General features: G+C 68.4%; 11 protein-coding genes. 5 read left to right on the top strand and 6 right to left on the bottom strand.

What is annotated here, in order from left to right:
• Nucleotides 1-15 precede the first annotated feature (15 nt).
• From BCL79_RS00570 to dapB, 3 genes are all read right to left on the bottom strand, one after another.
• Nucleotides 16-573, bottom strand: a complete 558-nt coding sequence (locus BCL79_RS00570; protein WP_183073616.1) for a hypothetical protein — start codon at nucleotides 571-573, stop codon at nucleotides 16-18.
• Nucleotides 570-1,700: a glutamine-hydrolyzing carbamoyl-phosphate synthase small subunit gene (gene carA / locus BCL79_RS00565; protein ID WP_121036686.1), complete on the bottom strand. Its 1,131-nt coding sequence runs from the start codon at nucleotides 1,698-1,700 to the stop codon at nucleotides 570-572. Before carA ends, BCL79_RS00570 begins: the two co-directional genes overlap by 4 nt.
• A 240-nt stretch (nucleotides 1,701-1,940) precedes the next feature.
• Complete coding sequence (gene dapB, locus BCL79_RS00560) at nucleotides 1,941-2,681, bottom strand: 4-hydroxy-tetrahydrodipicolinate reductase (RefSeq protein ID WP_121036685.1); 741 nt, start codon at nucleotides 2,679-2,681, stop codon at nucleotides 1,941-1,943.
• 94 nt (nucleotides 2,682-2,775) lie between these two features.
• On the opposite strand from dapB, the gene BCL79_RS00555 reads away from it, so the two are divergent.
• A complete protein-coding gene (locus BCL79_RS00555; protein WP_121036684.1) occupies nucleotides 2,776-3,537 on the top strand; it encodes a 3-oxoacyl-ACP reductase in 762 nt (253 codons plus the stop codon).
• Between the two features lie 35 nt (nucleotides 3,538-3,572).
• Here the strand turns inward: BCL79_RS00555 and BCL79_RS00550 are convergent, their stop codons facing one another.
• From BCL79_RS00550 to BCL79_RS00540, 3 genes are read right to left on the bottom strand one after another with little or no spacing between them, the layout of a single operon-like run.
• Nucleotides 3,573-3,827, bottom strand: coding sequence for a DUF6587 family protein (locus tag BCL79_RS00550; RefSeq protein WP_121036683.1), 255 nt, complete (start codon nucleotides 3,825-3,827; stop codon nucleotides 3,573-3,575).
• Complete coding sequence (feoB, locus tag BCL79_RS00545) at nucleotides 3,827-5,686, bottom strand: ferrous iron transporter B (protein ID WP_121036682.1); 1,860 nt, start codon at nucleotides 5,684-5,686, stop codon at nucleotides 3,827-3,829. Before feoB ends, BCL79_RS00550 begins: the two co-directional genes overlap by 1 nt.
• Nucleotides 5,683-5,940, bottom strand: a complete 258-nt coding sequence (locus tag BCL79_RS00540) for a FeoA family protein (protein ID WP_121036681.1) — start codon at nucleotides 5,938-5,940, stop codon at nucleotides 5,683-5,685. The genes feoB and BCL79_RS00540 overlap by 4 nt, the downstream gene beginning before the upstream one ends.
• A 114-nt stretch (nucleotides 5,941-6,054) precedes the next feature.
• Here BCL79_RS00540 and BCL79_RS00535 point away from each other — a divergent pair, with 114 nt between their 5' ends.
• From BCL79_RS00535 to BCL79_RS00520, 4 genes are all read left to right on the top strand, one after another.
• Nucleotides 6,055-6,843, top strand: a complete 789-nt coding sequence (locus tag BCL79_RS00535; protein WP_121036680.1) for an enoyl-CoA hydratase-related protein — start codon at nucleotides 6,055-6,057, stop codon at nucleotides 6,841-6,843.
• Between the two features lie 11 nt (nucleotides 6,844-6,854).
• A complete protein-coding gene (locus BCL79_RS00530; RefSeq protein ID WP_121036679.1) occupies nucleotides 6,855-7,241 on the top strand; it encodes a VOC family protein in 387 nt (128 codons plus the stop codon).
• A 168-nt stretch (nucleotides 7,242-7,409) separates the two neighbouring features.
• Nucleotides 7,410-8,303 carry a hydroxymethylglutaryl-CoA lyase gene (locus BCL79_RS00525; protein WP_121036678.1) on the top strand — a complete coding sequence of 298 codons (894 nt, stop codon included), beginning with the start codon at nucleotides 7,410-7,412 and terminating at the stop codon, nucleotides 8,301-8,303.
• Nucleotides 8,300-10,888, top strand: a complete 2,589-nt coding sequence (locus BCL79_RS00520) for a sensor domain-containing protein (protein ID WP_121036677.1) — start codon at nucleotides 8,300-8,302, stop codon at nucleotides 10,886-10,888. The genes BCL79_RS00525 and BCL79_RS00520 overlap by 4 nt, the downstream gene beginning before the upstream one ends.
• Nucleotides 10,889-10,913: the final 25 nt, after the last annotated feature.

Raw genomic sequence — 10,913 nt, 5'->3', positions numbered from 1 at the left:
ATCGCACGCTGTCGATCAGGAAATATCGTCGGGGTTCAGCGCGATCCGGCACTGGTCCTGCAGTCCTTTCGCTAGCTGCACGCCGATGTCGTCGGGCAGCTCCGATTCGGTGTCGAACGTGGCGATGAAGCGGGTGTACGCCGGGCTGGCCAGGAACGCGGTCACCTCGGCGCGGTCCTTCTCGCTCAGGTTCACGTTGGCCTTTTCCGCCATCGTCGCGGGATTGGCACCGGCGAAGGCCGAGGACAGGCTCTTGCCGCCGGGCGTCCCCAGGAAGCGCGACCACTCGGCGATCACCTGGTCGCCGTCGTTGCCGAGGCCGGTGATCACCGAATGACGAAACTGCGCATCGAGCAGATTCTGGATCGGCGCATGCGCGCACTGGCGATCGGTCTCGGGCAGGGCCTTGAGCGCCGGCACGTTGTCGATCATCAGCTTGGCCATGTCGGTGCCCAGCGTGCCCATGCTCAACTTCTGCATGACCGCCTGCACCTGCGTATCGGACGCCGGTGCGGCCTGGGCCACACCGGTCAGGCACACCAGCGACAGCAGCAGCGCGGGGCTGCGCATCACGCCTTGGCCTCGGCCATCATCGTCACGAACCGGTCGAACAGCGGACCGACATCGTGCGGGCCCGGCGAGGCTTCCGGGTGGCCCTGGAACGAGAACGCCGGCACGTCGGTGCGGGCGATGCCCTGGTTGGTGCCGTCGAACAACGAGCGGTGGGTCACGCGCAGGGTCGCCGGCAGCGAGGCTTCATCCACCGCGAAGCCATGGTTCTGCGACGTGATCATCACGCGGCCGCCGTCCAGGTCCTGGACCGGGTGGTTGGCGCCGTGGTGGCCGTGGCCCATCTTGACCGTCTTCGCGCCGGAGGCCAGCGCCAGCAGCTGGTGGCCCAGGCAGATGCCAAAGGTCGGCACCTTCTTCTCCAGGAAGGTCTTGATCGCGGCGATCGCGTAATCGCACGGCTCCGGATCGCCCGGGCCGTTGGACAGGAACACGCCGTCCGGATTCATCGCCAGCACCTCGGCAGCCGGGGTCTGCGCCGGCACCACGGTCAGCTCGCAGCCGCGCTCGGCCAGCATGCGCAGGATGTTGAGCTTGGCGCCGAAGTCATAGGCCACCACCTTGAAACGCGGTGCGGCGTTGACGAAGGCATTGCTGTCCAGATCCAGCTGGCCCTCGGTCCAGGTGTAACGCTTGTCGGTGCTGACCACCTTGGCCAGATCCATGCCCTTCAGGCCCGGGAACTTGCGCGCCGCTTCCAGCGCCGTTTCCACGCTCAGGCCTTCGCCGGCCATCAGCGCACCGTTCTGGGCGCCGCGCTCGCGCAGGATGCGCGTCAGCTTGCGGGTATCGATGCCGGAGATGGCGACCACGCCGCGCTGGATCAGCCAATCCTGCAGCGACACCTGGCTGCGCCAGTTGCTCGGGCGGCGCGGGACATCGCGCACGATCAGGCCGGCCGACCACACCTTGGCCGCTTCATCGTCCTGGTCGGTCATGCCGGTGTTGCCGATATGCGGGTAGGTCAGCGTGACCATCTGCCGGGCGTAGGAAGGATCGGTCAACACTTCCTGATAGCCGGTCATGGCGGTGTTGAACACCACCTCACCAACGGACAGGCCGGGCGCGCCTACGGATTCGCCCTCGAATACGGTGCCGTCTTCGAGGACGAGGATTGCGACTTGGGTCACGGAAATCTCACTTTGGCTACCGAGGGGTCGCCGAAGTCACGCCTGCGCTTCACGAAAAAGCGGCTGCAAAAAAGCGCGGACTGCGGTTCTGGACCGGTCCGGCTGTCGTGATTCGGCGAGCGGGAATTGTAAAGGCAAGCCGGGTGCGGCGCCAGTATCCGCGTGCAATTGCCCTATTCAGGCCGACGGAGGGCGCAGCGCCGGTTCAGGCGCCCGCCCATCCTGCCCCGAGGCCCCAATTCAGACGGCGGGCGGCGGCGTGGCCCCATCCAGCAGATCCCGGACCCGGTAGCTGCCCGGCGCGCGACCCGGCAGCTGGCTGGCCGCGAACAGGGCCCCACGGGCAAAAATGTCCCGATTGGTGGCACGGTGGGTCAGCTCGATGCGCTCGCCCAGCCCGGTGAACTGGACCAGATGCTCACCCACGATGTCGCCGGCGCGCAGGCTGGCGTAGTGCGGGTGCGCCCCGCCCTTCTCCGCCGCCGCGCCCAGGGTCAGGGCCGTGCCGGAGGGCGCGTCCTTCTTCTGGGTGTGGTGGGATTCGACGATGTCGCAGTCCCAGCCGGCCAGTGCAGCGGCAGCCCGCTCGACCAGCTCATCCAGCACCGCCACACCGAGGCTGAAGTTGGAGGCCCAGACCAGTGGAATCCGGCCGGCCGCCCGGATCAGTGCCTGGCGCTGCGCCTCACTGATGCCGGTAGTGCCGGACACGAAGCCCGCACCGCGCTCCACGCACAGCGCCAGCACCGGATCAAAACCCTCGGGCAGGCTGAAATCGATGGCGACATCGAACGGGGGGGCACCAGCCAGCTCGCTGCTGGCGAAATGCGGCACGCCCTCGACCACGCGCTGGGTCGGCGAGCGGCGGTTCACCGCGGCCACCACCTGCAGGGCGGGATTGTCAGCGGCAAGGCGGAGCAGTGCCTGGCCCATGCGGCCGGACGCACCGTGGATGAGCAAACGTAGGGGAGTGGTAGTCATGCATGCAGGCTAGCGGGTGCCGGCGGCGCTGCACAAGAGGAAATCCGCGCACCGCTTGCTACGCTAGCGGGTGGATCCCCATGGCAGCCCCTCCATGCAGCTTTCGCAGCAGCTCGTTCTCGTCACCGGCGGTGCCCGCGGGCTCGGCCAGCATCTGGTCCGCGCCTTCGTCCGCGAGGGCGCACAGGTCGTCATCAACTACCACGCCAGCGCAGAAGCCGCGCAGAAGCTGGCGGCCGAGCTGGGCAGCGCCTGCGTGGCGATCCAGGCCGACGTGACCGACCGCGCCCAGGTCGATGCCCTGTTCGCACAGGCGCGCCAGCACTTCGGCCGTGACATCACCACGGTGGTCAACAACGCACTGGCGGCGTTCTCGTTCAACGGCGATGCGCGCGACAAGGCCGACGTGATCGGCTGGGACGCCTTCAACCAGCAGTTCGAAGGCAGCGTGCGCGGCGCACTCAACACGGTGCAGGCCGCCCTGCCCGGCATGCGCGCGCAGCGCTTCGGCCGCGTGATCAACATCGGCACCAACCTGTTCCAGAACCCGGTGGTGCCGTACCACGACTACACCGCGGCCAAGGCCGCCCTGCTCTCGCTGACCCGCACGCTGGCGGGCGATCTCGGCCCGGACGGCATCACCGTCAACATGCTCTCCGGTGGTCTGCTGCGCACCACGGATGCCAGTGCGGCCACGCCGGAGGCGGTGTTCGACTACATCGCGGCCAACACCCCGTTGCGCAGCGTCACCACCCCGGCCGAGTTCGCCGATGCGGTGCTGTTCTTCGCTTCGCCATGGTCACGCGCGGTGACCGGGCAGAACCTGGTGGTGGATGGGGGGCTGGTGCGCGATTGAGCAATCACGCAGGGCGTGCTCTACCGCCGAGCGCCTCAGTGCCGCTTCGGCGGCGTCGGCCCGCAGCTGTCACAACCACCGCACGCACCACCGCCACCGGTCGCCGGTGGTGCGATCTTCCGGCCCAGCGCCTGCAACCAGGCGGCGCGCTGCGGTTTCACCAACCCCAGCGCGATCGCCCCGCGTGCCTTGCGCACGGTGCCCGGGAACTGCTTCTTCATCACCACCCACGCGCTGACCAGCACGGCCAGCGCGATCACGACGTACTGCAGCAGCAGACCGGTCTCCATCAGCCGCCGCCCAGGGCAACGGTCACCTGGTAGGTGATCAGCGAGGCGATGTAGGCGGCCGCGAACAGGTAGAACGTGGCAAAGCCCATCTGCTTCCACGAGTTGGTTTCACGCTTGATCGTGGCCAGCGTGGAGATGCACATCGGGGCGTAGATGTACCAGACCAGCAACGACAGCGCGGTGGCCAGCGACCAGCCGTCGCTGATCAGCGGGGTCAGCGCCTGGCTGGCGGCATCGTCATCGGCGGCGGACAGCGCGTACACCGTGGCCAGCGAGGCCACCGCCACTTCACGCGCGGCCAGGCCCGGGATCAGTGCAATGCAGATCTGCCAGTTGAAGCCCAGCGGCGCGAAGAACACCGCCATGGCATGGCCGATCTGGCCGGCGAAGCTGTAGTCGATCGCCGGCATGGTCGCGTTTTCCGGCGCCCCCGGGAACGACAGCAGTACCCACAGCAGGATGGTCAGCGCCAGGATGATGCCACCCACGCGCTTGAGGAAGATCATGCCGCGCTCGTACAGCCCCACCGCCAGATCGCGCGGGTGCGGGATGCGGTAGGACGGCAGTTCCAGCATCAACGGATGCTCGCTCTTGTCGCGGCGCCACTTCTTCATTGTCCAGGACATCAGCAGCGCGCTGAGGATGCCGGCCGCGTACAGGCCGAACAACACCAGGCCCTGCTGGTTGAAGACGCCCCAGATCTGCTTCTGCGGGATGAAGGCGCCGATCAGCAGCGCATACACCGGCAGGCGCGCCGAACAGGTCATCAGAGGGGCCACCAGGATCGTGGCGAGCCGGTCGCGCGGGTCCTGGATGCTGCGGGTGGACATGATGCCCGGCACCGCGCAGGCGAAGCTGGACAGCAACGGGATGAACGAGCGCCCGGACAGACCGGCCGCCGCCATCATGCGATCCAGCAGGAACGCCGCGCGCGGCAGGTAACCGGATTCTTCCAACGCCAGGATGAAGGCGAACAGGATCAGGATCTGCGGCAGGAACACGATCACGCCACCCACGCCGGCAATGATGCCGTCGGTCAGCAGGCTGTTGAGCGGGCCTTCCGGCAGCGCGCCACCGATCCAGCCGCCCAGTGCCGCCGTACCGGCCTCGATCAGGTCCATGACGGGCGTCGCCCAGGCATACACCGCCTGGAAGATCAGGAACATCACCACGGCCAGGGTCAGCAGACCGAACACCGGGTGCAGCAGCCAGCGATCCAGTGCGTCATCGATCTTCGCCGTACGTGTCGGCATGCTCACCGAAGCGGCCAGGATGTCGCGCACCTGGGCGTGGTAATCGGCCTCGGCGGCAGGCACCGCCACCGGGGCCTGCAGGTGCGGCACCATCGCATCCAGGCGCTCGACCAGCCTGGCCGCGCCGTTGCGACGCACCGCCACGGTCTCCACCACGGGCACACCCAGGGCCTGTTCCAGCGCCTGCACATCGATCTTGATGCCGCGGCGCTCGGCCGCATCGACCATGTTCAGGGCCACGATCATCGGCTTGCCCAACTCACGCAGCTCCAGCGCGAAGCGCAGGTGCAGGCGCAGGTTGGTCGCATCGATCACACACAGCAGCACGTCCGGCGCGGCCTCGCCGGGGTAGAAGCCCCGGCACAGGTCACGGGTGATCGCTTCGTCCAGGCTGGCCGGCTGCAGGCTGTAGGCGCCAGGCAGATCCAGCACGGCGAACTCGCGGCCGGACGGCGCACGCAGGCGGCCTTCCTTGCGTTCAACGGTGACGCCGGTGTAGTTGGCCACTTTCTGGCGGCTGCCGGTGAGCTGGTTGAACAGCGCGGTCTTGCCGCTGTTCGGGTTGCCGACCAGGGCGATGCGCAGGGCGTTGCTGGCGGCGCTCATGCGCGGGCCTCCTGGGACTGCAACGCGGTTACCACGATGCGGGCGGCCTCACTGCGGCGAAGCGCGAAACGCGTGAACCCCACCTGCACCAGCAGCGGCTCGGCGCCGACGGGACCACGGGCGACCAGACGCACCTCTTCCCCTTTGACGAAGCCAAGCTCCTTCAGTCGGCGGGCGATCGCATCGTTTGCGTGTGTTTCCTGCACGGACTCCACCACGGCGGAGCTGTACAGCGCCAGATCGGACAACGTCACGGAGCGCCTTCTCGATGATAGGAATGGTTATCAATTCTACCATCGACGCGCCGCGCCATTGCCCGTGACCGATGGCCCGCTATGATCTGTACATGTACTGGAGCAAGCCGACCCATGAGTGATGCACTACGGATTGAACGCAGCGCCTCGGTGCTGACCCTGTGGCTGAACCGCCCGGCCCTGCACAACGCTTTCGACGCCTCGTTGATCGCCCAGCTGACGGCCGCCCTGGAGGCCGCCGGCCGCGACGACCACGTCCGGGCGGTGGTGCTGGCCGGCGAAGGCGCCTCGTTCTCGGCGGGCGCGGACATGCAGTGGATGCGTGGCATGGCCGCCGCCAGCGAGGAGGACAACCGCCAGGACTCGCTCGCCCTGGCCCGCCTGATGCGGACCCTGGATGAGCTGCCCAAGCCGACCATCGCCCGTGTCCAGGGCGCCGCCTTCGGTGGCGGGGTCGGCCTGGTGGCCTGCTGCGATATCGCCATCGCCAGCACCAGCGCCCGCTTCGGCCTGACCGAGAGCCGCCTGGGCCTGCTGCCCGCCGTGATCTCGCCCTATGTCATCGACGCGATCGGCCCACGCCAGTCGCGGCGCTGGTTCGCCACCGGCGAGCATTTCGACGCCGAGACCGCACTGCGCATCGGCCTGGTCCACCAGCTGATCGAGCCTGAACGGATCGACGAGGCCGTCCAGCGCCAGCTCGGGCTGCTCGACAAGGCCGGTCCGGTGGCCTCTTCCTCTGCCAAGGAGCTGGTCCGGCGGGTCGCGCTGGGCCGCGACCGCGACGCCACCGACCGCGACAACGCGGCCCTGATCGCCCGCCTGCGGGTCTCGGCCGAAGGCCAGGAGGGCCTCGGCGCCTTCCTGGACAAGCGCGCCCCGCACTGGGTCACCCAGGACTGAGGAGAAGCACCATGCTCGACCACGTTGGCATCCGCTGCGGCGATTTCGCGCGCAGCCTGTCGTTCTTCCAGCAGGCCCTGGCCCCGCTGGGCATCGCGGTGGTGATGCACGTCTCGGCCGCGCAGACCGGCGACCATGACCATGCCGGCTTCGGCCGCAGCGGCAAGCCGGACTTCTGGATCGGCAACGCCCCGGGCGCCCATGGCGGCGTGCACATCGCTTTCAGCGCGGGCAGCCGGGCCGACGTGGTCGCTTTCCACCGCGCCGCACTGGCAGCCGGCGGCACGGACAACGGTGCCCCGGGCATCCGCGAGCATTACCACCCCGATTATTACGGGGCGTTCGTGCTCGACCCGGATGGCAACAACATCGAAGCGGTCTGCCACCACCCGGGCTGACCGCCCATCGCCGGCGGGATGGCCGCTTTGTCGCCCATCCCGCGTATCCCCCTTTCGTGGCCTGCCGGGGACCGTGGGCCGCCTTTCGTCTGACAGGAATCTCCGTGATCTCTACCCCGCCCCGCCCCCTGCTGGTCGTCCGTCGCTCCGTTCGCGGAGGGCTGGCGAATGAATGACTTCGTGCGCATCGTCGAGGTCGGCCCGCGCGACGGGCTGCAGAACGAAGCCCAGCCGGTGGCCACCGCCGACAAGATCGAACTGATCCGCCAGCTCTCGCTGACCGGCCTGCGCACCATCGAGGCGACCAGCTTCGTCAGCCCGCGCTGGGTGCCGCAACTGGCCGACGCTGCCGAGGTGTACACCGGCATCGAGCGCCGCCCGGGCATCGACTACCCGGTGCTGGTGCCCAACGAACAGGGTTACGACCGCGCACGCACGGTGGGCGTGCAGGAAGTGGCGGTGTTCACTGCCGCCTCGGAAACCTTCAACCGGACCAACACCAACGCCGGCATCGACGAGTCGCTGGCGCGCTTCGCACCCATCCTTGAGCGGGCCAAAGCCGACGGGGTCAAGGTGCGTGGCTATGTCTCCACCGTACTCGGCTGCCCCTACCAGGGCGAGGTCGCGGTGAGCGAGGTGGTCCGGGTCGCGCGTGCGCTGCATGACATGGGCTGTTACGAAATCTCGCTCGGCGACACCATCGGCGTGGGCACGCCACGCAAGGCGCGCGCGATGCTCAACGCGGTCGCCAGCGAACTGCCGATGGCCGCGCTGGCCGTGCACTTCCATGACACCTATGGCCAGGCCCTGGCCAACATCGATGCCTGCCTGGACGAAGGTGTGCGCGTGGTCGATTCGGCGGTCTCCGGTGCAGGTGGCTGCCCGTATGCCAAGGGCGCCAGCGGCAATGTCGCCAGCGAAGACGTGGTCTACATGCTGCATGGCATCGGCATGCGCACCGGCATCGATCTGCCGGCGCTGGCCGCCACCGGGCGCTGGCTGGCCTCACGGCTGGGCCGCGAGACCGGGAGCAAGACCGGCAGGGCCCTGGCGGCGACATGAAAAGCGGCGGCCCGCGCAAGGACGCTGCGGTGGGTGATCACCTCACCCCCCACGTCCACGCGCTGGCTGCCCTGGAACGCGCCCTGGCCCACTCGCCGGGCGACCTGCGCGGCCTGTTGGAGGAGGTCCAGCAGGCCCTGCAGGAAGCGATGGACGAGCGCCAGCTGGCCCTGCGTCGCTACGCCGCCTTGTTCGATGCCGTCCCGGACCCGGTCAGCATCCTCAGCGAACGCGGCGTGGTGCTGGACCTCAACAAGGCGGGCGTGCGTGCCTATGGCCGCCCCCGTGAGGAGATCGTCGGCCAGCCGATCGAACTGTTGAACCCGGACCTGCCCGGCGACCACCTGGACCCGGTCTGGGAAGCCCTGCATCGGGGCGAGACCTACGTCATCGAAGTCACCAACATGCGCGGCGATGGCAGCCGCTTCCCGGTGGAGGTGCATTCGGCCGGCTTCGAGCACCAGGGCGAGCACTGCATCGTGGCGGTGGCGCGCGATCTGAGCAGCCGCTGGCAGGCCGAATCGCGTTACCGGCTGCTGATGGAATCCATCGACAAGGGCGTGGTCCTGTTTGACCGCCAGTTGCGGGTGGTCTCGGCCAACCCGGCCGCGCACCGCATTCTGGGCACCGCCGGCAATGGCGGCAGCCTGCAGGCGATGCTGGCGCCGGAGGACTGGATCAGCGTGGACGAGCACGGCCACCCGCTCACCCGCGACCAATGGCCCGCCAGTGTCTCGCTGCAGACCGGGCGCATCGTGCGCAGCACCATCGTCGGCCTCTACCACCGCCCGCGCGGCCGGATGATCTGGATCTCCACCACCAACGTACCGGTATACGGCAACGGGCGCGACGCGCCTGACCACGTGTTCGGGCTGTTCAGCGACATCACCGAGCTCAAGCGCAACAACACCCTGTTCGACCGCGCGCAGTCGCTGGCGCACATCGGCGGCTGGGAGTGGGACCGCGGCCTGCAGCGCCTGTACCTCACTGATGAGGCGACCCGCATCCTCGGCCAGAACTTGCCGATGCGCGACATGGCCGAGCTGCTGGAGTGCTTGCGCGTGGATGATCGCGCGCTGCTGCAGCAGGCGCTGCTGGATGTGATCGACCGGCAGGTGTCCTTCGAACTGGAGCTGCAGGGCCAGCGCAGTGATGGACATTCGTTCTGGGTGCGCATGATCGGCGAAGCCGAGGCCGGCGATGTCGACGCCGCCCGCATCGCCGGCACCGTGCAGGACATCACCGCGCGCAAGCAGGCCGAAGAGACGCTGCGCATCCAGGCGCGCACCGATCCGCTCACCGGCATCATGAACCGCCATGCGGTGCTCAATGATCTCGCCACACGCATGGCCAACCCCACCCATTGCCGGGTGGCCGTGCTGTACATCGATCTGGACCGCTTCAAGATCGTCAACGATCTGCTCGGCCACAATGCCGGCGACGAACTGCTGATCGATGCCACCCGCCGCATCGCCACCGCGATCGGCACCGAAGGATTGCTGGCCCGGTTCGGCGGTGACGAGTTCCTGGTGGTCTGCGATACCCGCGACCAGGCCGACCAGCCCGAACGGCTCGCCGAAGCGATCACCCGTGCGTTCAGCACCCCGTTCCGCTTCGGCGCCGACGAGTTCCCGGTGACCACCAGCATCGGCATCGCGCGGGCGCCCCAGGACGGGTTGCGCCCGCAGCAGCTGATCCAGAACGCCGACATCGCCATGTACGACTGCAAGCGACGCACCCGCAACGGCTGGCAGGTGTTCTCGCCCGAGCTGGCCCAGCGCCAGCATGATCGGCTGCAGATCGAGAGCCGGCTGCACCGGGCGCTGGACGACGATGAGTTCCACCTGGTCTACCAGCCGCAGGTCAACCTGCACAGCGGCCAGCTGATCGCCGCCGAGGCGCTGATTCGTTGGCGCAACACGCAGCTGGGCGAACTGCGCCCGGACATCTTCATCGGCCATGCCGAGAGCACCGGCGACATCGTCCGGATCGGCCTGTGGGTGCTGCGCGAGGCGTGCCGGCAGGTGCGCCAGTGGCAGGACGACGGGCTGGGCATCGTGCGGGTGGCGGTCAACGTGTCCTACCGGCAGTTCGTCGGCGAGGATCTGGCCCGGAACGTGCGCGCCGTACTGGACGAATTCCACCTGCCCGGCAGCGCACTGGAGCTGGAGTTCACCGAGCGGGTGTTGATCGAAGACGCCCCGGACACCCTGCGCACCTTCGCGCAGCTGCGCGAGATGGGCGTGCTGTTGACCATCGACGACTTCGGCGAAGGCTACAGCGCGCTGAACTATCTGCGCCGGCTGCCGATCCATGGCCTCAAGCTGAGCCAGCTGTTCGTGGAGGGCGTGCCGACCAACCGCTCGGACGTGGCGGTCTGCGAGGCGGTCTGCGGCATCGCGCGCAGCCTGGGCCTCGGGTTGGTCGCCGAGGGCATCGAATCGGAGGCCCAGCGCCAGTTCCTGACCACGCTGGGGGTCTCGGTCGGCCAAGGCTTCCTGTTCGCCCCAGGGCTGGCGGCGGACGAGTTCGCCCGGCGGCTGGCACTGCGTGCGAAGGTCGCCGTGGGCAGTGCACAACGGTGAAGGCGGCCGCTTCCGCTAGAATCGG

Origin of the sequence: Stenotrophomonas rhizophila (assembly GCF_003651185.1) — a bacterium.
In the GTDB taxonomy this organism is placed as follows: domain Bacteria; phylum Pseudomonadota; class Gammaproteobacteria; order Xanthomonadales; family Xanthomonadaceae; genus Stenotrophomonas; species Stenotrophomonas maltophilia_Z.
The sequence above is the reverse complement of the archived record's forward strand: the minus strand, read 5'-3'. Positions and strand labels throughout refer to the sequence as shown.